Genomic DNA, 23,653 nt, shown 5'->3' with positions numbered 1-23,653 from the left:
GTGCAACCGCGAATTTTTGTGTTGTTTACTATAAAATTCACTTATTCCCTAAAACTATCTTTCTGCTCCAACATTTTGGAATAGATCCCTCCAAATTCAATCAGTTCTTCTTGTGAGCCAGACTCAACTAGTTCACCTTGATGCATGACGAATACGAGGTCAGCATATCGAATTGTATTTAAACGGTGGGCAATGACAAAGCTCGTTCTTCCTTCCATTAACAATTCTAATGCCTGTTGTATCTTCACTTCCGTTACTGTATCAATACTACTTGTCGCTTCATCTAGTAATAGAATTACAGGATTTGCTACTAGTGCTCTAGCAATAGATAGAAGTTGTTTTTGACCATGGGAAATTTCACTACCATCACTAGCAAGTATAGTGTCATATCCCTTCGGAAGCTTCATGATAAACTCATGGGCATTCGCTTTTTTACAAGCTTCCACAATTTCTTCATCTGTAGCATCTAATTTACCGTAACGAATATTCTCATATACAGATGCCTCAAATAAAAACGGATCTTGTAATACAAATGCCATTTGGCTGCGTAATGTTTCTCTTTTTAAGTCACGCACATCTTTACCATCAAACAGAATTTCACCACTCTCCACATCGTAAAAACGAGCAATCAATTGCATAATTGTCGTCTTTCCAGCACCTGTTGCACCTACTAAAGCAACTGTTTGGCCCGGGTTAACATGGAAGCTAATCCCTTTTAATGTTTCTTGATCTTCGCTTAAATCATATTTAAAATGCACGTCTTTAAATTCTACTTCCCCTTTTAACTGAGTATTATCAGGAAGTTTCCCCTCATCAATATCCTTCGTTTCTTCCATGATTGAAAAAACCCGTTCTGCCCCTGCAATTGCTGATAATACTGTATTAATCTGATTTGCCAAATCGTTTAATGGTCGCGTAAATTGCCTTGCATACTCTGTAAATATTACAATTACCCCAATTGTTACAAGTCCATTAAATGCTAAAATTCCACCAATTCCAGCTACAATCGAAAAACTAATGTTATTTAAAAAGTTCATAACTTTTGGAATAAAACCTGAATAGGTTAAAGCCCAAAAACCAGTTCTACGTAATCTAGCATTCTTTTCTCGGAATTCCTCGATCACTCGTTCTTCTTGTGAAAACGCTTTGACAATCGTCTGACCAGAAATCGTTTCCTCAATCATCCCATTTAATGCCCCAACTGCCGCTTGCTGCTCTTTAAACAATTTCCCTGTTCGTTTTGTAGTCCAGCGCATCGCCATAAACATAAGCGGAATTATTAACATCGTTAAAACTGTTAATAGTGGACTTAAATATATCATCACAATGACGGTTCCAATTAGAGTTAGTAAACTAGAAAACACTTGAATAAACGATGTATTTAAAGTTGCACTTACCGTTTCAATATCATTTGTTGCTCGACTCATTAGTTCCCCATGTTGTCTTTTGTCAAAAAAGGAAACTGGTAATTTCATGAGATGATTAAAGAGTCCAGTCCTCATTTTAAAAATCGTTGTCTGTGATATACCAATCATCCAGTAATTTTGTAAAAATAGTGATATCGACAAAATAATGTAAACCCCTATTAAAACAATAATCATTGGCGCCATTCCTTGGAATTGGCTCTTTAGTATATACTCATCAATAATAATCCCAATTAACAACGGCCCTGTTAATGACAATATCGAACTAATCACAACCATGAAGAAAACAGTAATTAACAAAATTCTTTGTTCATCGACAATTTTCCAAATCCTAAGCAATGTGCTTTTCCAATCACTTGCACGGGGTCCTTTTTTCTTTTCTGTCTTTCGATTTAAGTCTTCCTTTTTTAGAATAGGTTCATAGCCGAACGGTTTTCTTATATAATTCACCCTTCTTCACCTACCTGTTCTTCCTGTGACTCTACAATTTGCTGATAACGTGTGCTTATTTGAATCAATTCATCATGTGTTCCATAGGCCTCTACTTTGCCTTCGTGCAATAACAAAATCTTATCCATAGATCTAGCTGTTCGAACTTTTTGTGTGACAACGAACATCGTTGCATTTTCATCTTCTAATGCTTCCCAAAGGGCTCCCTCTGTCTTAATATCAAGAGCACTTGTACTGTCATCCAATACTAGAATCCTTGATTTCCGAATAAGTGCCCTTGCGATTGAAAGGCGTTGTTTTTGACCACCTGATAGATTCACACCCTTTTGGCCTACACGAGTTTCGTATTTATTGGGGAAAGTTTCTACCGTTTCATGAATTTGTGCTTGCTCTGCTGAGATACGAACCTCTGAAACTAGCGCATCTTGTTTTCCCCATTTTAAATTTTCAGAAATGGATCCTGTGAATAGCAAAGATTTTTGAGGGACAAAACCAATCATTGCTCTTAACTCCCCCATGCTCCAATCAATGATATTTCGTCCATTTACAAAAACATTCCCAATTGAAGGTTCATAAAATCTTGGAATCAGATTAAGTAAGGTTGTTTTCCCTGCACCTGTTTCCCCCATTATTGCTAACTTTTCTCCTCGCTTAACTTCGAAAGAAATATTTGATAATACTTGTAACTCAGAATTCGGATATGTAAATGATACATTTTCAAAACGAACAGTTCCTATTTCGTTTATAGAAGAATTTATTTTAGTTTCCTTTTTATCACTTTGTTCTTCTAACCCGCCTTCATCAACTATTAATACCTCTTTCATACGATCTGATGAAGCTTTAGCACGAGCAATCGCAATGATAATAAAGGCAAACATCGTAAAGTTCCCTGTTACTCGCATCGAGTAGTTAATAATAGCCACTAATTCACCTACCTGTGCATTTCCCGCGTGAACCTCATTAGATCCAAACCAAATAACGGCAAGTAAACTAACATTCATGATTAACAAAAGTACCGGCATTATTAGTTCCATAATACGAAGTGCCTTAGTTGTATCGAGTCTTAGAGAATCTGCTACTTGTTGAAATCTACTAGATTCATATTGGTTACGCATATATGCCTTCACTAATCGAATAGCTTGTAAACATTCCTGTAACACTCGGTTAACTCGGTCAAGTCGCCATTGTACTTGAGCAAAATAAGTAATCCCCTTTTTCACCATAAAATACAAAAACCCAACAACAATTGGCGCTCCAATAAATAAAAACAGAGCAATTTTAGGGTTGATGATAAAGGCCATTACTAAACTTAAAAATGCTGCAAGAGGTGCCCTCACTAAAATTCGTAAACTCATAAATAAGACGTTTTGTACTTGAGTGACATCATTTGTTAGTCTTGTGATTAACCCGGAAGTTGGAAACTTCAAATAAGTAGCCATAGTAAATGCTTGGATTCTACTAAACAAAGCATTTCTTAAATCGAAACCAAAACTATGTGCAACATGTGCTGCAAAATACGAGTTAATGATTCCAGAGAGGAGTGCCACAATAGCTAAAATAACTAACACAATCCCCCAAAACTGAATTGAACTAAAATCATTGACAACAATTCCTTCATCAATAATTTTCGCAATAATTAACGGCTGAACCAGTTCAATCATTAATTCAATGAGCATTAATATAAAAGCAATTAATGCAGATAACCAATAAGGTTTAACGTAAGAAAATACTGTCTTCATGTCTACCCCCTAAACCCCAGTAAGAACCCCCTTATGTTCTTACGAAATATCTATATAAATTTTATTCTACTAGTATAGAACAATTTTTCTAAACATTCACACATTTGATTTACATTGCAGTTAACCTTTACCACCTTGTGAGAGCGTGATGCAATTTTCAGACATATCGCAAATTAAAAATTCTTATAATCTTATTAAATTTTGAATCTTTTCACGCTCGTTATAGTTAAAAAGTCACAAATTATCTATTTGTCATAAATAATCCATTATTATAATAATGACTAAATAACGATTTAATTTTATAATAATAGTAAATTATTCTTTAAAAGGGAGATAAAATAGAATGGAACTTGTAAAAACCAATTATCGTATCGACGATCAGATAATTTTGAATTCTCCTTTTCCTTCTTTTGTTATGAACAAACAACATAAACTCTTATTATGGAATCAATTATGTGAGGATGTATTTCAACACTCCTTTAACGAATTTAAAGATACTGATAACATTAAAACTACCCTATTATCAACTATACCAGAGCAATTATTGAATCTTTTATCAGATCATCAAGATAAATATCAATTCGAGAATATTCAGCTACTCACAAAGGATGAAAATCTACTAGAATCATCTATTATTACTATTCCTTCAAGCTATGATGGGGAATTATGTACGCTAGTTGTATGCTTTTTAAATGACGAATTGAGAAAAGTAAACACATCCACACAGGAGTTAATTGATCTTAAAAAAGGGCTTACCTCAACATATATGTTTGTTGCAATTGATGATGAAGGCTTTATTATTAATTGCAACCAAAAATTCCTTAAAACGAGCCACTGGACTCCAAAAAGGGTTATTGGGAAAACGTTTTGGCAACTCTTCCCTGAAACCGAAGAAGGTGAAGAAGCGGCAGAGAAAATTTGGAAGACAATTACTTCTGGGAACGTTTGGCATGGTGAGGTTGAAAAAATAACAAAGGATGGACAATCCTATTGGGTTCATCTGATTGCAATTCCTACGTATTCTTCTACAGAAAATCGTTTTCTATATAATTTAATTGAACACGATATCACCGAGGAGAAGTTATTAAAAGATAGCCTTGAGAAAATTGCATATGTTGATCCTGAAACAGGATTAATGAATCACTATCGTTTAGAACAAGTCGTAAATGAAAATATAGAAAATGGTTTAAGCTTTTCCTTTGTATATTTGAGTATTGATAAATTTTATACTCTTAAAGAAATACATAATATACAAATTGAAAATAACTTCATAACAGAATTTGTTAAACGTATGAAAATTTACTTCCAAGACAGTTCAATGGCGAGGATTAATTCCAACGAGTTCGTTATTCTAACACCGCTAAGTGAATGGTTTATTCAAGGATTTTTACACTATCTAAAACAAAATCCGATTTATATTGGAAATGTGGCTGTACCAATTTCAATTAGCGGAAGTATTACACACTCGCCAAAAGACCAGTCAAACTTTACAGAACTAATGAAAGCCTCAATAAAAACAATTCAAACTGTTCGTGAAGCTGGTGGCAACAATATATCATCACTTTCTGCTACATCGCACAAAGCACTACATCGTAAGTCAATGATTGAAAAGCGATTGCTCCTTGCATTGGATCAGAAGCATTTAGAAGTTTTATACCAACCACAATTCGACCTTTCAAAGGGGAAAATTATAGGTGTTGAAGCATTAGTACGTTGGGAAGACGAAGAAATCGGAGTAGTTTCTCCAGATGAGTTAATACCAATTGCTGAAGAAACAGGACTAATTAATAATATTGGCTCCTTTGTTATTGAAAAAGCATGCAAACAGGCTGTGGAATGGTTTAAAAAGGGACTCGACCTAAAAATAAGTATTAACCTTTCAGTTCACGAATTCCGTGATAAAAACATGGCAAAAACGATACTGAATACACTTTCTAAAACAGGTTGTCCCGCTCATTTAATCCAGATTGAAATTACAGAAAAATTTGCATTAGAAGCTGAGGCCGAAGCTAATATTATAAAGCAAATGAGATTGTTAGAAAACGAAGGAATTGTCTTTATTTTAGATGACTTCGGAACAGGATATGCTTCATTCCGATATATGCAGTTATTACCGATTGAAATATTAAAAATTGACCACACTTTCATTCACTCACTAATGATGTCAGAGAAAAATCAAAAATTAGTCAACGGGATTGTACAGTTTGGTAAATCTATGAATATCACCGTATTAGCTGAAGGTGTTGAAACAGAAGAACAAAGAGAAGTTTTGAAAAACTATGGTTGTGATCTTATTCAAGGTTACTTAATTAGCAAACCTGTTAACGTAAAAGAAATCGAGAATATTGTTTCTTAAATTAAAATAGGCTACTGATAAAGTGGGAGATCCACTTCTAAATCAGTAGCCTATTATTTAATTATTTTATTCTTGGACGTTTTAACTTAGCAAACGATTCCATGGAAGTTTTGCCTTTGTTTAATGTACGATAGATTAATTGTATAATGACCTCCGCAAAGACAAGTCCCATTGCGATAGCACCAGCAATCATAAATGCTCTCATTCCAAATTCAATGCCTCTTGTATAGTCTAATTCAACAATACTTCGCATAGTATTATAAGCAATACTACCTGGGACAAGCGGTATAATTCCAGATACGTAAAACACAATCATAGGCGTTTTAAACCATCTTGCAAAAAATTGCGCAACAACTGCAATTACAAAGGATGCTAAAAAAGTAGCATGAACTTCTGTCACATTCACTTGCATAAACGTATAATATACAGTCCAGCCAACTGAACCTACTAATCCACAAATTGGAATCGCCTTAACCGATGCATTAAAAATCACACCAAAACAAGCAGTTGCAATAAAACTCAATATAAAGTGTATTAAATATTCCAATTTACAGCCTCCTTAAATAGCAACAACAAGTGCAATACCTGAACCAATAGCAAAGGCTGTTAAAAAGGCTTCAGCACCCCTTGAGATTCCAGAAGTAAAGTGCCCTGCCATTAAATCTCGGATTGCATTAGCCATTAGTAATCCTGGAACTAGCGGCATGACACCACCGATAATTATTTTGTCGATTTCTGTTCCAAGGTGAAACTTTACAGCAAAATGTGCGACTAATCCTATGAAGATAGCTCCTATAAATTCAGAGAAAAACTTAACTTTTGTCAGATCGTGTAATACCATCACTACAATAAATCCAACAGCACCAGCGACAAAAGTTGCGGGTACATCAGACCACAATCCACCGAATAGAATAGATAATGTACTACTTGCCAAAGCAGCCGCTAAAATTTGCATAGGAATTGGTAAAAAATAATTCGTTTTTTGTATCTTTATTAGCTCGTGGTAAGCTTGTTCTAGTGTTATTATTTTATTAGTATTAGTTAGTTTACGAGAAACTTTGTTTACTAGTGCTATTTTGTGAAGATCTGTAATACGGTTTGATATAGTAGTTATTTTTGTTTTTTGTCTTCTCCCCAAAGATAGGATAATTCCTGTCGGAGTTACATAGCTTTGCGCATCTTCTATTTCAAGAGAACGGGCCATTCGTATCATTGTGTCTTCTACTCGATATGTCTCAGCTCCACTCTCAATCATAATTCGACCTGCAAGCAAGAGGCAATCTAGGGCCATTTCATAATCGATTTCATTATTAGTCATAATAGTGATTCTCCTTTTTCTCCTTGCTCATAGTATCGAACAAAAAAAGAAATCTCAATACAAATGATTATCATTCAAGTAATTTTTACATAATTGACTATTTTTTTGAAAGGGGTAAGGATTTCATATGAATAACAATGATCGCAAATATGGCGGTCGATTACTTGATATTATCCTAATCACCACGATTGCCACTCTTACCGTGTTAATAATCATTTTCACTACTATGAATAATGATTATCAGATTCAAAATGTATCTGCAAGCAACCCAACAGATCTAAAGTCAGGTACTGCTGGATTAGATATCCCGGATATTTCTTCTTCCGTAACACAAGAAATAGTCAATACAAATTTCGACGGAATTCGTATTGTAAATGAAAACTTAAAAGATCCAACAAAACCCTATTCAATACAATATATTAAAACAAACTTCGAATCGCTAAACATACAAATAAACAAATACATATCTGACTCAAAAAATCAGTACGAAAATATTATACGTTTAAAAGATACAGTGAATAAGAATGATCCATCTACAAATCTAGTAAACAATTTAAAGATATCAGTAGAATTATTTCCACACCAGGATCACTATCTTTCACTAGTGTTCACTAAAAATGTTGCGGTAAAGAGTAATACTTACGATACAACAATCTATACCCTTTTCTTTAATATTGAAACGGGAGAAATTGTCGATTTACAACAAATTCTAAAAGATGATATTAATCATTTGACAGCTTTATCAGAAAAAGTTCGCGCGTCTATATTAAACAATCAATCCTATCAAAAGCATATTAATAAAGAAACATTAACGAATGTCACTGTGGCAAAATGGAATTACTTCCAACGTTTTTCTATTAAAAATGATGCACTAGTTTTCTATTTTAATAAAGGGGAAATAGGTAATAGTAGTATTGGTATACCAACTGCCTCCATTTCCTTGTCATCAATCTATCCGTTACTTTCAAAAGAGTTCCAAACGGGAATAAAAAATGATTCAGTGATTACAAGTCCTCCACCAACAAAGAATAATAGTTCTGATAAAAAAGTGGCTCTTACTTTTGATGATGGACCTCACCCAACTATTACAACGCAAATATTAAATACGCTTGAAAAATACGATGCAAAAGCGACATTTTTCGTTGTTGGTAATCGTGTTGAAAAATACTCTGACATCGTTATTGAAACATTGGAACGTGGCCATGAGATTGGAAATCACTCTTGGAACCACGCTAAACTAACTGAACTATCTTCTAAACAAGTAGTAGAACAAATAAATTCTACAAATAATGCCATAAAAAATGTATTGGGGGAATATCCAACGGTGTTCCGACCTCCTTATGGAGCAAAAAATAACCAAGTTGTTAGTGTAATCGACTTACCAGTAATTATGTGGACAATTGATACAATGGACTGGAAATATCGAGACTCTACTACTCTCTTACCAATGGTTAAGAAGAATATGCATAATAACGCAATAATCCTAATGCACGACATTCACCAATCGACTGCAGATGGGCTAGACAGTGTTTTAAAATACTTGCACGATCAAGGCTATGAATTTGTAACAGTAAGTGAAATAGTACAAAATTAACATTACCTTTTTCCGCAATGCAAATGACAAATTTTAGCTTTTTATGTCAGAAAACTCAACCTATTTAAAAAATGATTGGCAAACTTTTAGGTTTGCCAATCATTTTTTTATTATTTTATTGTAGCCTCACACTACCTAAACTATTAAATGTCTGTAAATCGTAGCTCTTAATTCCATTACGGGAAACTGTATAAAGTGTGTCATCAATATATACCATACGTTGAATCATAGATTCCCAGCTTTCATATTCTTCTCCAGGTGCAGGTGGAGTAACTAAGTCACCTTTAAGTTGAATTCCATTCTCTGCTGTAATTTCATATACTACTGCTCCAGAACCTTGATATTGAATATCGTATTCACCTTTTTCTTTATATATAGAAATCGGGAAGCCAAAATAACTATATTCTGAATTTCTAAATAACACTTTATGATTGTATTGTACTTCCGAGTAAGTACCACGGCCACCAATGATTACGTTATCCTGTTCTTTCGGATTAGAGAAGTCTGTAATATCAAACAAGGATATTTTAATACCACCAGTTACAGTAAATGGCTGTTTTGAGTAACTATCAACCATCGTTTTTGTATCATATCCGATTCCAATTAAGTGATTTTCATCTAACGGATGCAAGTAATTACTGAAGCCAGGTATTTTTAGTTCTCCTAAAACTTTAGGTGCATTTGGGTTCGTTAAATCAATTACAAAGAGTGGATCCACCTCTTTAAATGTAACTATATACGCCTTATCCCCCATAAACCGTGCAGAATAGATCCGCTCACCTTTTGCTAAGTCAGTTACTTCTCCTACTTTCTCTAGCCTATCATTAAATATATAAAGATGGTTTTTAGAAGTAGGCTCTGCACCCCAAGAATGACCTTCTGTCACTGCAATTCGGAAATGTCCATCATATTCATCCATTGAGAATTGATTTAAAACTGTACCTTCTATTGATGTTGAAGCGGCAAAAGCAATATTCGTTCCATCAATTGAGAATTTATAAATATCCGTATTTGTAGAAATTGGAGCGATAATCATGTCTCGTGCAATCGAAGTTTGAGCTGCATCTTCACTAATTTTTTTACTTTCTGCATCCCCGTCGACCTCTATCTCCAATGTTGTTGGCATTTCGTAGTTATTAGCTGTTAAGTAAATTGCATTGTAAGACATGTAAAGATTTGAACTGCCACCAAGGAAGCCTTTTGTCTCTACTTTTTTGTTTTCGAAATTATTTAAATCGATCGCGGAAATGATTGTGTAATTTGGCTCTGTAGCACCTGGTAAAATTGTTAACTGGTCGATTTCCATAGGCGCAATCTTTTCATCTTCTTCACTATCATATGTGTAAGGTCTTAGTTCAACATCTTCCACTGGTGTATCATATAAAATCCAATAATTTGGTGTTTTGTTTGTTACGATATATAGAATGTCATTATATTTCCGAACCCCACTCATATATCCATCCTGACCTACTTCACGGATGAATGTTGGATTGGTTGGGTCTTCAATATTATAAAAAGCAGCTGTCGTTAAACTAGTTCCATCCATATATGGCCATTTTGACTCTTTCGACTCAATCCACTGGTCCTTTATAACAATTAACATCTCATCATGTACCATTATTTGCATTGGATAGCTGTACTGATCTAATGCTATTTTACTTACTTGTTTTATATTTTTAGGATCACGTGCATCAGTAATAATAATGTTATTATCATAAGTTGAGTAAATAAACTCCCCATCCGTAACAACAATATCTCCTTCTTCAATACCCTCTACTTGATTATTTGTTGTAGAGTGGTCTAATCCTCCACCTGAAGCATTATCACTTTTAGCTTCAGCCATTGACATATCAGCACTTTCAGATACAGCTGTTGTTTCTGCTTCTCCACCAGTAAAATAGCGTCTTTCCTTCTTAACTGCAGTTAAGAAGAAGTTTTGCAAGTCTTCTTTCGACGCAATGTGTTTGATTTCGTCAACTACTTCAAAAGTAATCTCTTGCTTTTCTGAGTTCGATAAAATATCCTTGAACGCATTTTTCTCAATGTGTGCTGTATATTTGCCTGATTTGGCATTTAAAATTGCTAGAGTTTGATTGTTATTTAGAAGTTTCATCGTAACATCAACTTTATCTCCAGCACTATTTGTTATATATACTTGTTTCTTTTCAATACTCGCATCATTTAGACCATGAGAAAAATGAATGAGGTAAGGATGATTGACCATAACCTTTGATGTTGCTTCTACTTCAACCTTCTTCCCAAGCATAAGTACAGCACCAACTACAATTGCCGCTATGATGAGAATTAAACCCCCTACATAGAATCTCTTTTTCATTTTGTCACTCCTTTTGTTGTCGTATCTTTAACAATTAGACCTTTGAAGTTAAAAATAGTTACAAAATTCTGTTATTAAATTTGCCATTTTTATGAATATTCAGTAGGAGGTTCGGGCTTGGTCATTTGCGGTTTTCTTATTTTATTAGCGATATTCATGAATTTATTTGCGTTTTCGGATGGGTTATTTGCATATTTCAGGACTTTATTTACGTTTTGCTAAATTATTTGCGGATTGTTGAACTTTATTTGCGTTTCCGGATTTACCAAAACAAAAAACGTGAAGACTCCTAAGAATCTTCACATCCTTTCAATTTAAACTATTCTTCAGATGGCCATTTTGGAAGCATTTTACTTAATGGTTTATCTTCCCTGCGACCTAACACATAGTCGGCTTGCATTATTGTATGAATCTCACGAGTTCCTTCGTAGATTACAGGTGCTTTAGAATTGCGTAGGTATCTTGCCACTGGATATTCATCGGAATAACCGTAAGCTCCATGAATTTGCAACGCATCATCCGCAGCTTTATTGGCAAAATCACAAGCTTGCCATTTAGCTAATGATGTTTCCCTTGTATTTCGAACCCCTTTGTTTTTCAACTCGCCTACACGATATACAAGTAAACGACTCATTTGATAACCCGCTTCCATATTAGCAATCATCTGACCTACTAATTGATGTTCACCAATCGGTTTTCCAAACGTTTTACGCTCATGACAATACTTCACACTCGCCTCTATACAAGCCGAAATTAACCCGACCGCGCCTGCAGCTACAGTAAAACGACCATTATCAAGAGCCGACATAGCTATTTTGAAGCCTTCTCCTTCTTCTCCTAAACGGTTTTCTACTGGAATACGCAAATCATCAAAGAACAACTCTCCTGTATTCCCAGCACGAATTCCGTATTTCCCTTTAATCGCTTTTGAGGAGAAGCCTGGCATAGTTCTCTCTACGATAAATGCAGTAATCCCATGATGTTTTTTTGTTTTATCAGTATAGGCAAAAACAATAAAGTGGTCTGCAAGATCACATAATGAAATCCATGTTTTTTGACCGTTTAATATATAGGAATCCCCTTCACGTCTTGCAAACGAATCCATTGCAGCTACATCCGACCCTGCACCTGGTTCCGTTAAACCGAACGCTCCTATTTTTTCTCCCTTTGCTTGAGGAATTAAATATTTTCTCTTTTGTTCCTCAGTCCCCCATTGTAGAAGTGTCATACTATTCAATCCTGTATGAACAGATACAGCTGTACGGAAAGCTGTATCGCCCCTCTCCAATTCTTCACAAACTATTGCTAAACTATTGTAATCCATTCCAGCGCCGCCGTACTTTTCAGGAATGCAAACCCCCATTAACCCTAGTTCCGCAAGTCTTTTCCAAAGGTTTGGATCAAATCCACCTTCAGTATCCCATTTTGCAATATGAGGCATAATCTCGTTATCAACAAATTGTCGTACTGTTTTTCTTAGTAATTGTTGTTCTTCTGAAAAGTCGAAGTTCATCCCCATCACCTTACCATTTCACGATTGCTGAACGGTGTTTCGTTTCTTTAATTTTCACTCCACGTTTGGCCATTTTCTCGATATATTCCTTACCAGGAACAATCGTTTCAGGTGTAAATACACCTCGGTCAGAGATTACACCTGAACCTACCATTACAGCTACAACTGCAATTGTACAAGCTGTCGCACGAGCCATTGCTGTCATATAGTCATCTTGATTGCGAATAATAATTGTTTCGTATTCGTAAGTAACTTGTTCCCCTTTTTTCTCACCCGAAACAATACCACGTAAAAGTAGTGCATCTTGCTGGTCGCCCTGATCTAGCTTTTTCTTTAATGCTTCTCGAACAACATCACGAACTTTAACTTCGTTATTGTTTACCTGTACTTTATTTTCCTTATCGATAAATCCTAAATCTCTTAGTAACTTGAATTTTTCAGCATGGCCTTTGTAACGAATTGTTTTGTATTCCAATGTCTTAACATTTGGGAACGTTTTAATAAGTGTTGAAGTCCCTCCAGAAGTATAAAAAGCTTCCATTACACCGAATTGGTCAAAATAAACTTGTTCAACACCTGAAAGTGATTCCACTTCAGTTAATTGACCATCAATAATGATTTTTGATGACTCTGTGTAATGATCTAGAACTCCTTCTAACGAGAAAACTCTTGTATAGTTTAATGGTGCTACTGGTTTTGTAGGAATACCACCTACATAAAGTTTGATAGACTCAACTTTATCTAGTTTTGAAGCTCCATACCCTGCTAAAATATTAATCATTCCTGGAGCTACACCTAAATCAGGGATGATTGTTACATTTTTGGCTTTTGCTTCTTCATGAAGGTCTAGTATGTGATCTGTAACTTCTCCGATATGTCCGCCAAGATCAACAGAATGTACTCCTACTTCTATAGCAGTCTTTGCTACTTTTTCATTAAATTCATAGAATAATGCGTTTACACATACTTCCCCTTTTGCCATGCATGCACGCAATTCATCGTCATTATTTGCATTTAGTTGTACAGCTTCTAATTTCTCTGAATTTAGTTGTTGTACAAAATTTTGTACAACTGATACATCGATATCAGCTAAAAACACTTTTTCAACTTTATCATTTGCTACTAAATCTCGCGCTACTTCTTTCCCCATCAAACCAGCGCCTAATACTACAACCTTCATACACACATCCCCTTTTAAAGTAGTTTATTCCGTATCTATTTGAGCTCTTTGCAGCTTCCCACTGTAATCAATATAAATACTCTTCCACTCTGTATAAACGTCTAGCGCTGCTTGGCCGGAATCCCTATGGCCATTACCAGTTCCTTTCGTTCCGCCAAATGGTAAATGTATTTCTGCACCCGTAGTACCTGCATTGATGTAAACAATCCCCGTATCTAAATCCCTTTGAGCTTTAAATATTTTATTTACATCTTGAGAGAATATAGAACTTGATAAGCCGAACTTCACACTGTTGTTAACCTCTATTGCTTCTTCTAAACTATTTACCTCTATAACGCTAACAACTGGGCCGAATATTTCTTCTTGTGCAATCGTCATTTCATTTTTCACATCTGTAAAGATTGTTGGTTCAAAGTAATACCCTTGATCAAAAGGTGGATTGGATAGTGCACTACCCCCAACTAGTAACCTAGCACCCTCTTGCTTACCAATTTGGACATAATGACTAATTTTTTCTAAAGCAGCTCGATTAATAACTGGTCCAACTTTTACTGTAGGATCTAGGCCATCCCCAATCGTTAACTTGCTAATACCTTCAAGTAATTGTTCTTCCAGTTCATTCTTCACATCTTTATGGACAATCACTCGACTGCATGCTGTACAACGTTGTCCTGCAGTACCAAATGCACTCCAGATAATCGCTTCAGTAGCAAGCTTTAAATCTGCATCGTCCATTACGATGACCGCGTTTTTCCCACCCATTTCAAGAGATACCTTTTTCAAATGCTTACCACCAAGCTCAGCAACTTTACTACCCGTAGCATTTGAACCGGTGAAAGAAATCACTTTTACATCTGGATGTTCAATAAGTGCTGTCCCTACATCTGTACCTGCTCCGAAGACTATGTTCGCAACCCCATCAGGTAAGCCAACTTCTTCAAAAATTTTCCCTAGCTCATACGCCATCATTGGTGTTTCAATAGAAGGCTTCCAAACAAAAGTGTTCCCAGCAACAAGCGCAGGGAATGACTTCCATGTAGCGATTGCAATTGGAAAATTCCAAGGAGTGATTAAGCCTACAACACCGATTGGACTTCTCACACTCATAGCAAACTTATCTGCTAATTCAGAAGGAGTTGTTTCCCCAAACAACCTTCTTCCTTCACCAGCCATATAAAATGCCATATCGATCCCTTCTTGCACTTCTCCACGAGCTTCTTCAATTACTTTTCCCATTTCTTTTGTTAGCACTTGGGCAAGATATTCTTTTTTTTCTTTTAACTTATAACCAATTTCATATAAATAATCCGCACGTTTCGGTGCCGGAATGAGTGCCCACCTTTTCTGTGCATCCTTAGCAGCTGAAACAGCTAACTCTACTTCACTATTTGTTGATAGCGGTACCTCACCTAAAATCTCCTCATTAGCTGGATTAATTATAGGCACCTTTCGAAGTGTATCTGATTCAATCCATTTACCACCGATAAAGTTTTTCAGTTCCATGACACCCTCCTTGAATTGATTAAAACTTCAATAATATTCTTTTAATATTCGACATTTTCTACTTAAATCCTCTTTTTTCTAAAATAAATATTACAGAATTATTATTTCTTGAAAAGTAATAATTCTTCTGGGAAGAACTCGAATGGGAACTATTGGTTTTAATTGTGGTATGTAATGGAGTAGATTTTGGGTTTTGAAGTTTAGTATCTTAACTAGTAAGTTTAACATTTTAAATAGAGTTTTATAGGAAGATGATTGCGATAATACATTTTTTAGTTCGTTCTTTATCTTATTTTATATTAAGTATATGTATGCTATTGAAAATGCATTCAAAAGCAAAACTAGTATTCTTCTGAATAATACTATAAAAATAAAAAAGCCGCCTCCCCCCTGAGACCGCTTTAAATCAAATCTTAACATACTTAAAATTTTTCTATTGTGTTTTCTAGTCTTGATGCTGCAACTTCAAGGTTTTCTGAAGATTCACCGATTTTTTCAACAATGCTTGATAACTCTTCTATCTGAATTCCTACATTTTCAAAGTCTGTAATCGTCGAATCAACTGTTTGTGAAATTTTTTCAAATGATTCTAGAGATTTTTCATTTTGATCTAAACCAGTTCCAATTAGTTGTTGAATTTGGTCAATAGAATCAATTACTTTACCTGTAACTCCACTTGATAAGAATATTAAATTCGCAATTTGTTCAACAGACTGTTTCGTTTGATCAGCCAGTTTTCTTACCTCGTTAGCAACTACAGCAAATCCCTTGCCATGTTCGCCAGCTCTAGCAGCCTCAATTGCAGAGTTTAAAGCCAATAAATTCGTTTGTCCTGCAATATTTTTTACAATTTCAACAACTGCTTGAATCTCAGAAGAAGATTGATTTAACGCCTCTACATTGTGAGTCATATCGATGGTTTTATTATGTATTTCTTTCGTTTGTTCGCTTAAAAGAGAGATTTGTTTAAAACCTTCACTGGAAGCATCCTTTGTTTTTTGAGCATCTTCAATACTACGTTGTAATAACTCATTAACATTTTTCGTACTTGCAATGAGTTCCATAACTGCTTCATTTGTTTGTTGAGACTGTCTATCTAAATCCTTTGATATTCCACCAACAGTTTCCTTTACATCTAATCTAATCTTTTCTTGTTTATTGAAGGCGATTTCATCTGCAACGCTTTCGTATTTCTCTAAAACAATTTGTTGTTCAAAGTTAATAATTTTATTAACTGCATGGATTGCCTTTCTTATGTCATCACGGCTCAAGTTTAGGTCAAGTATTACATTATAAATTTCAACAGCAAGCTTCTCGAAACTAGCTAAATACCATTTTGTTGTTAGACCAATTTTTACATGCATCATGGAAATTCGACTACGATTCTCTAAATACTTATCATCAATTCTTCCTTCAAACATTTCAATGACATGTTTTTTTAATGTTTGATGGAGACGTTCCGATGAACTGTATTGTTTAATCATGTTTTTAAACTCTGGTACACTTTCAACTCTTTCATAAAAAGCATCTACGATTTCTACGACGCGATTTTCAATATGAGGTTTTAGCGCTCGAGCTACTTGTAAATCTTCTTCTGTTAATTCAATAATTTTTAATTGTAGTAACATTTCAGGATTTGTTAATTCAATTCCAATATCCTGAAATTTCTCATTGAAAATAGAACGTGAATTTTGATTTCTATTGCTTTTCGTTCTGAATAACATAGTCAAGCCCCCTTCCAAATTTCAGATTGTTATAATATTCCTTTAGTTCTATTTTACAATATTCAAGTATTACTGAACTTTCAATTTTTGTATATTCTGTTACTTTTTATTTAGAAGTCAATAAAAATAATATATTATGGAAAAAATCAATGTCTATTATCCTATAATAAGCAGTGCGTGCAATTACCCTCTAAAATAAAAAACAGCTGTCTTGAAATTTCATGCTTCAAGACAGCTGTTTTATAAGATTATAAGTATAATACGACAATTAATACTGCCGCTAAAACAAGACGATAAATCGCAAATGGAACTAATTTTACTTTTGAAATTAACTTTAAGAAGAACTTAATCGCAACTAATGCGAAGATAAACGCACTAACAAAACCTACTACATAGAACCAGAAATGTTCTACGTTAATTTGATCCCAGTTTTTAAATAACGATAATCCACTAGCCCCTGCCATAATTGGCACTGCCATAATAAAAGTGAAGTCAGAAGCCGTTCTATGGTCTAGCCCAAGCATTACCCCTCCAGAAATCGTCGCACCTGAGCGAGAGAACCCTGGCCATAATGATAAACATTGAATGATCCCAACCTTAAATGCTGTTCCATAGGATAAATCGTCTAAAGATTTGATTTTCGGTCTTCTTGGTCCAAACTTATCTGCAACGATCATCCAAAATGCTCCGATAATTAGACCAATGATAACAGTCTCAGTTGTAAATAAGTTTTCATCAATAAAATCTTCAAATAATACACCAAAAATACCAGCAGGAATAATCCCAATCAATACATGCCCAAGATTAAATTTTCTTGAACTAGTTTGTCCAGGAATCTTATATAAACCAACTAAACTCAGCATTCGCTTCCACATCACAACGACAACTGCTAAAATCGAGCCAAGCTGAATGACAATTTTAAATGTATTTGCCGACCCACTTCCTAAAAACTCCATGGTTTTTAACCACATGTCATCAACAATAATCAGATGCCCTGTAGATGAAACAGGTGCAAATTCAGTCATCCCTTCAACAAATCCAAGAATGACGGCTTTTATTAAATCAAATAGTTCCATATAAATGAATTTCTCCTATATTAATATTATTTGTTATGCTTTGGTTTAACTTTCATTTCACTATTACAATATGTATTTCTTGCTGTAAACATCACTTGTACAAACGAATTACAACGACAAATATACGTTTTCAAGTATACCATGGACATGGCAAATATTCATTTTCATTTTCATAAAATATACATAAACAAAAGAATGACACCAACATTTACAGTCGGTGTCTCCATTCTAATAATCAGCAGGTATTGTTACAGTAACCTTAAATAAATCCCCATCAACTTCTATACTCATACGACCATTATGCAAATCAACGATGGACTGTGCAATTGCCAGGCCTAATCCTGAGCCATCTGTATGGCGTGATGCATCCGCACGTTTAAATCTCTCTGTTAATTCCTCGACATGATCACCTAATTCATAGCTCGATATGTTTTTAACAGTAAATTCAGCGTCTCTTCCATTTTGTTTTAATGTTAAATAGACTCTTGAGCCTTTTAATGAATATTTCAGTGCATTTACGACTAAATTATCCAACACTCGCCATATTTTTTGGCCATCGACATAGGCATATAATTGTTGTTCGGGTGTGCTTACCTTCAAATCCAAACCAATTTCTTTAAATGACTCATCATGTTCTCCAATTGCTTGTTTAAACAATTGCGTTAAATCAACTCGTTGTTTTGAAAGTTCAATGTTGCCACTTGCCATTTTTGATACTTCAAATAAGTCTTCAATCAATGTTTTTAGACGAGCCGATTTTTTATCGAGTACATCGATATATCGCTTTCTTTCATCCTCAGTTATATCAGGATTTTTCAATAAATCTGTATACGTGATAATGGATGTTAATGGCGTTCTAAGGTCATGACTTACATTCGTAATGAGTTCTGTTTTTAGACGTTCACTCTTTGCTTGTTCGATCATTGATTTTTTAACACCTTCACGTAAACGATTTAAGTTTTTTGCATGTTGTGCAAGAGGTGACTTACCCTTCACTTTAATATCTGTTGTTAAGCGACCTTCTGCCATATCTTCCGTTTGCTTTACAATCCGATTTAAATAGCCCATTCGATTTAGGAATGAGAGAACAGCTGGTAGTGCAATAAAGAAAAACAATACTAAGTAAATAAGTACTAACTCCCCACCAAATAAAGCTACACCTGTGATACCAATACCTGCAAAAAACGCAACTCCTAATACAAATATACTTTGGAATGCTATGGAGCGATCTAATAATAAATCCTTAGCCCCTTCTGCCATTCGATAGAAATATGCATTCTTTAATTGAATTTTTAGGCCTTCTACATCCCTGACCGTTTTCCATAACCAAACTACCCCAAGTATTGTGACTGATGAAGTTATAAACACAAAGATTCCGTAAGTAATCAGCTTTACATTAAACGACATCCAGTAATTCACATAGTAATACATATTATGTTGTAGCATGTTTTCAATGGCACCCATAAAACTTAACGAAATATTTGCCAATATGAGAACAAAGATGGCTCTAAGGTCAATTGGCCACTTTGAAAAGCTTGTCTCTAAAGTCTCTACGCTTCTAAATTGACTCGAAGTAGGTTTTGCAAAGGTAAATAGAGCAATAAGCGCTATAATCCCAGTAACCCAAATTAAATAAAACGTCATTTTAGCAAAAGTAAAATTAGAATATTCACCTTGCATATGGGATGCTGCCATTAAAGATTTTGGGATACTTATTGAACCTTCAAATTGAGCACCCTCACCTTGAACAGTATAATTAGAAAACTCCTCGAGCACTGAGCCATCATATGAACTAATGTTTATAGTATTATCAACGTTGAAATATGGTGTTGGTTTCCCGAACTTTTCAGAATAAACAGTTGCATCCTTTTGATTGTATTTTTTTGCTTCAATTACTTCTCCAGTATCAACATTTTTAAAACTATAGGTAAAGTATTGATACCCATTTAGAAAATCTTTTGCCTGACGTTGTTGCTCATTTACAAATGAACGAATTGCTTGCGCTTTTTGGTTAACAATTTTTTCTTCTACATATTCATCACTAGCAAAGTTTTGTTCAATATCAGCAATTTTATTATCCCGTTCTTTTATTAATCCTTCTTTGAATTGAACATTTCCACCTGCTTCAGCTTCAGCTATTCGGTCATTGTACTGGTTTTGTATACTCTCAATTTGTTCCGATAATGTACCATAATAATTTCGATAAGAGTCAATTTCAGATTTTGTAACTGTTATGTTCTCAATTTCTTTTTCAGCATCAATCGGAAGTAGAATTAGTCGACCTAGTTGTTCTTTATATTGTTCAACGGTGTTTTTAAATTCGTTTGAATCAAAATAAGATTTACCTATATACTGTTGGCCTTTATTTGTAAAAGATGTGAAGGCAAATGCCACCCACGTTATAAGAAAAAGTGTGAGGAGTAATTTCCCTTTAGTTTTCATAATGTTCCTCCTCAAAATAATCTAGCTAACATTTTCATCGTGTCTATAAAACGCTCAGATACGAAGTGAAATGTATAAATAATGATAAAAATTAAACCTATAATAGCGGCAATTACAAACGTTCCAGTAGCGAAATCCTCTACCTTACTTTTCAATTTTGTAACCAATTCCCCACACAACCTTTAAGTATCTTGGGTTTTTAGGATCTGCTTCAATTTTCTCTCGAATTTTTCGAATATGGACAGCCACTACATTTTCCGCATTATAAGCTTCTTCATTCCAAACAAGTTCATAGATTTCATTAATTGAATATACTCGACCTGCATTTTTTAAGAGTAATTCCGTAATTTTATACTCAATCGGTGTTAGTTTGACTCGTTCGCCGTTGAGCTTAACTTCTTTTGCTTCCGCATCAAGTGATAATCCATTGACATCGACTGTAGATGAAGTTTGTCCATTGTAAGTACCAAGCTGAACATATCGTCTTAATTGTGATTTGACTCGTGCGATTAATTCAAGTGGATGGAATGGTTTTGTAATATAGTCGTCTGCCCCAACAGATAAACCATGAATTTTATCTGTATCCTCTACTTTTGCACTAAGCATAATAATTGGGATATTGCGTTCAGCTCGTATTTTGAATGTTGCCGTGATCCCATCCATGTTAGGCATCATAATGTCAAGGATGATTAAATGGACTTCATTTTCCTTTAAAAGATTCAGCGCTTCGACACCATCACTTGCTTTTAGGACATGATACCCTTCATTTTTTAAATAAATTTCAATTCCATCACGAATATCCTTATCATCATCAGTAACAAGCACAGTTAACTTCTCCATCCGTCTCACCTCACTACTTTTTCTTATAATCTTATATTAACCATAGAATCTTAAAACTCACTTAGGGTAATTCTGAAGAATTTCTTAAGATTTAGATGTTATTAGTTAAATATACATTTTGCTTTGGTGCTGTTTATATTGCGATTTCCATTAAATGTTACATTATTTATTGGGTGATATAAAGAGATTTACATGTACTTAGATATCGAGATCAGTTTCCAGAGGCCTTCCAATTTTCAATAATTTGTCAAACAGAAGTATTGAACAATAAGAAAAAATGACTTAAGTTTAAGTTATAACATTATTAATTTTGGATGGAGGTAATCTCATGAAATCAACTGGAGTTGTTAGAAAAGTGGATGAATTGGGGCGTGTTGTCATTCCAATGGAGCTAAGACGTAATCTTGGTATAGATGAAAAAGATCCTGTAGAACTATTTGTACAGGATAACTTGATTGTGCTTCAAAAATACCAACCTACCATGACTTGTATTGTTACTGGCGAAGTATCCAACCAGAATCACAGTTTACTAGATGGGAAACTAGTTCTAAGCGAAAAAGGCTTGGATGTCCTTTATAAAAAATTAGAAGAATTAATAAAGTAAACATAAGTAGACGACGTCAAAATTTTGGCATACATACTCAGGGGAGCAGAGAGTCTGTTCCCTTTTTTCTTTGCTACTATGTTCATTAATAAGTTTTCACACTAAGGGCTCGTGCCAAATAACAAGTTTGGCTCGTCATATTAAATTTCTAGAGGGGAATTGATAGAATGGATATATAAATTAAAGTCAATTAGGAGGAATTTATGCTTTACAAATCACGGTCGAAACCTGAAGAATTACTAGTGTTGGAGTACTTAGATAAACGAATGGCATTGCCTGAAACTGAGAAGAGTTATTATCTTAATCTTAAAAAGGGATTTGAAGGAGGGATAATGTTTGATTCACTAACAGGAAAACTCGAAACGGATTTACTCGTTTTGAATGATCTACTATTGAGGCACAATAAGACAACTTTCCAAATTGATACTCTCATTATTTCCTCGAACAAAATTTTCTTCTATGAAATTAAGAATTATGAAGGCGATCATATTTACGAGGCAGACAAACTATATAAATTCCCTAAAACTGAAATTACAAATCCGTTAAACCAGCTCCGTAGATCTGAAACGCTATTAAAACAATTAATTTTTAGCCTTGGTATTAATCTCCCTGTAGAGGGAATAATCGTTTTCATTAACCCCGAATTCACCTTGTATCAAGCACCTCTGAATTGCCCTTTTCTATTACCTACTCAACTTAAGAGTTATTTACAAAAACTTGAATCTAGCACAACATCAAAATTAACTAATAAACATCAAGCGCTTGCGGAAAAGTTGGTTTCATTACATCTCTTAAATATTAAGGAAAATAAATATTCTAATTTACCAAGTTATGAGTTTGATCAAGTTAGGAAAGGGATTTCTTGTGAGATTTGTAAATCGTTTTCGGTCTCTGTTACCGGTCATAATATTAAATGTACTAAGTGTGGTTATGTAGAGCTTGCTTCATCTGCCATTTTGCGTAATATTAATGAGTTTATGACATTATTTAGAAATGAGAAACTTACTACAAATGTTATCTATGACTGGTGTCAGGTAATTCCATCAAAGAGGAGAATACGTAAGGTGTTAATTGACAACTTTAAGATTGTTGGTTGCAATCAATGGACATATTATCTTTAATTTTAGAATTTAATTTAGCTACGGGTTGATATTGAACTCACTAAATTGGCCTTCATTACTTATGAAGGCTTTTTTGGCGATCATCTAGCTTAAAAAGGCTTCATAATCTCTATGAGGACCTGTTCCGATCGATTTTCGGATTCAAAAGGTCTTCATCAGCACTTTGATGACTTTTTCTCATTGATTTTCCGATTCAAAAGGTCTTCATCAACACTATGATGACCTTTTCTCATTGATTTTCCGATTCAAAAGGTCTTCATTACCTCTATGATGACCTTTTCTCATTAATTTTCCGATTCAAAAGGTCTTCATCAACACTATGATGACCTTTTCTCATTGATTTTCCGATTCAAAAGGTCGTCATTAACACTATGATGACTCTTTCCGATTGATTTTCGGATTCAAAAGGTCTTCATTAACACTATGATGACCTT

17 protein-coding genes are annotated in these 23,653 nt (G+C 34.5%); 4 read left to right on the top strand and 13 right to left on the bottom strand.

Features of this window, described 5'->3' with window-relative positions:
* Positions 1 to 41: 41 nt before the first annotated feature.
* Both CD29_RS06455 and CD29_RS06450 read right to left on the bottom strand, forming a co-directional pair.
* Entirely contained in the window at positions 42 to 1,874 is a 1,833-nt protein-coding gene (locus CD29_RS06455; protein WP_036184367.1) for an ABC transporter ATP-binding protein, read from the bottom strand.
* Entirely contained in the window at positions 1,871 to 3,613 is a 1,743-nt protein-coding gene (locus CD29_RS06450; RefSeq protein ID WP_036184364.1) for an ABC transporter ATP-binding protein, read from the bottom strand. The genes CD29_RS06455 and CD29_RS06450 overlap by 4 nt, the downstream gene beginning before the upstream one ends.
* Positions 3,614 to 3,956: 343 nt before the next feature.
* Between CD29_RS06450 and CD29_RS06445 the strand changes: the two genes are divergently transcribed.
* Positions 3,957 to 5,969 (top strand): bifunctional diguanylate cyclase/phosphodiesterase, encoded by a 2,013-nt coding sequence (locus CD29_RS06445; RefSeq protein WP_052124024.1) that lies wholly within the window; start codon positions 3,957 to 3,959, stop codon positions 5,967 to 5,969.
* 61 nt (positions 5,970 to 6,030) lie between these two features.
* On the opposite strand, the gene CD29_RS06440 is transcribed toward CD29_RS06445, so the two are convergent.
* Complete coding sequence (locus tag CD29_RS06440) at positions 6,031 to 6,516, bottom strand: threonine/serine exporter family protein (protein WP_036184361.1); 486 nt, start codon at positions 6,514 to 6,516, stop codon at positions 6,031 to 6,033.
* A gap of 12 nt (positions 6,517 to 6,528) precedes the next feature.
* A complete protein-coding gene (locus CD29_RS06435; protein ID WP_036184344.1) occupies positions 6,529 to 7,287 on the bottom strand; it encodes a threonine/serine exporter family protein in 759 nt (252 codons plus the stop codon).
* A 127-nt stretch (positions 7,288 to 7,414) separates the two neighbouring features.
* On the opposite strand from CD29_RS06435, the gene CD29_RS20635 reads away from it, so the two are divergent.
* The gene (locus tag CD29_RS20635; RefSeq protein ID WP_036184343.1) at positions 7,415 to 8,881 is read left to right on the top strand and encodes a polysaccharide deacetylase family protein; all 1,467 of its coding nucleotides are present in this window, start codon (positions 7,415 to 7,417) and stop codon (positions 8,879 to 8,881) included.
* Between the two features lie 115 nt (positions 8,882 to 8,996).
* Here the strand turns inward: CD29_RS20635 and CD29_RS06425 are convergent, their stop codons facing one another.
* The 9 genes from CD29_RS06425 to CD29_RS06390 form a co-directional block, all read right to left on the bottom strand.
* The gene (locus tag CD29_RS06425) at positions 8,997 to 11,216 is read right to left on the bottom strand and encodes a beta-propeller domain-containing protein (RefSeq protein ID WP_036184341.1); all 2,220 of its coding nucleotides are present in this window, start codon (positions 11,214 to 11,216) and stop codon (positions 8,997 to 8,999) included.
* A gap of 319 nt (positions 11,217 to 11,535) precedes the next feature.
* Positions 11,536 to 12,729: an acyl-CoA dehydrogenase family protein gene (locus tag CD29_RS06420; protein WP_036184339.1), complete on the bottom strand. Its 1,194-nt coding sequence runs from the start codon at positions 12,727 to 12,729 to the stop codon at positions 11,536 to 11,538.
* A gap of 10 nt (positions 12,730 to 12,739) precedes the next feature.
* Positions 12,740 to 13,909 carry a saccharopine dehydrogenase family protein gene (locus CD29_RS06415; protein WP_036184337.1) on the bottom strand — a complete coding sequence of 390 codons (1,170 nt, stop codon included), beginning with the start codon at positions 13,907 to 13,909 and terminating at the stop codon, positions 12,740 to 12,742.
* A 24-nt stretch (positions 13,910 to 13,933) separates the two neighbouring features.
* Complete coding sequence (locus CD29_RS06410) at positions 13,934 to 15,412, bottom strand: aldehyde dehydrogenase family protein (protein ID WP_036184335.1); 1,479 nt, start codon at positions 15,410 to 15,412, stop codon at positions 13,934 to 13,936.
* Positions 15,413 to 15,834: 422 nt separating this feature from the next.
* The gene (locus CD29_RS06405) at positions 15,835 to 17,136 is read right to left on the bottom strand and encodes a globin-coupled sensor protein (RefSeq protein ID WP_036184334.1); all 1,302 of its coding nucleotides are present in this window, start codon (positions 17,134 to 17,136) and stop codon (positions 15,835 to 15,837) included.
* A gap of 248 nt (positions 17,137 to 17,384) precedes the next feature.
* A complete protein-coding gene (locus CD29_RS06400) occupies positions 17,385 to 18,212 on the bottom strand; it encodes an undecaprenyl-diphosphate phosphatase (protein WP_036184332.1) in 828 nt (275 codons plus the stop codon).
* 228 nt (positions 18,213 to 18,440) lie between these two features.
* A complete protein-coding gene (locus CD29_RS06395) occupies positions 18,441 to 20,654 on the bottom strand; it encodes an MFS domain-containing histidine kinase (RefSeq protein ID WP_036184331.1) in 2,214 nt (737 codons plus the stop codon).
* 11 nt (positions 20,655 to 20,665) lie between these two features.
* Positions 20,666 to 20,809: a hypothetical protein gene (locus tag CD29_RS20175; RefSeq protein WP_169716160.1), complete on the bottom strand. Its 144-nt coding sequence runs from the start codon at positions 20,807 to 20,809 to the stop codon at positions 20,666 to 20,668.
* Positions 20,799 to 21,494 carry a response regulator transcription factor gene (locus CD29_RS06390; RefSeq protein WP_036184329.1) on the bottom strand — a complete coding sequence of 232 codons (696 nt, stop codon included), beginning with the start codon at positions 21,492 to 21,494 and terminating at the stop codon, positions 20,799 to 20,801. Before CD29_RS06390 ends, CD29_RS20175 begins: the two co-directional genes overlap by 11 nt.
* 328 nt (positions 21,495 to 21,822) lie before the next feature.
* Here CD29_RS06390 and CD29_RS06385 point away from each other — a divergent pair, with 328 nt between their 5' ends.
* A complete protein-coding gene (locus CD29_RS06385) occupies positions 21,823 to 22,098 on the top strand; it encodes an AbrB/MazE/SpoVT family DNA-binding domain-containing protein (RefSeq protein WP_036184327.1) in 276 nt (91 codons plus the stop codon).
* Between the two features lie 203 nt (positions 22,099 to 22,301).
* Positions 22,302 to 23,219: a nuclease-related domain-containing protein gene (locus CD29_RS06380; protein ID WP_036184323.1), complete on the top strand. Its 918-nt coding sequence runs from the start codon at positions 22,302 to 22,304 to the stop codon at positions 23,217 to 23,219.
* Positions 23,220 to 23,653: the final 434 nt, after the last annotated feature.

This window comes from Ureibacillus manganicus DSM 26584, assembly GCF_000772945.1.
Taxonomy (GTDB): domain Bacteria; phylum Bacillota; class Bacilli; order Bacillales_A; family Planococcaceae; genus Ureibacillus; species Ureibacillus manganicus.
Note: the sequence above shows the minus strand (reverse complement) of the source record. Positions and strands in the feature narration are given on the sequence as shown.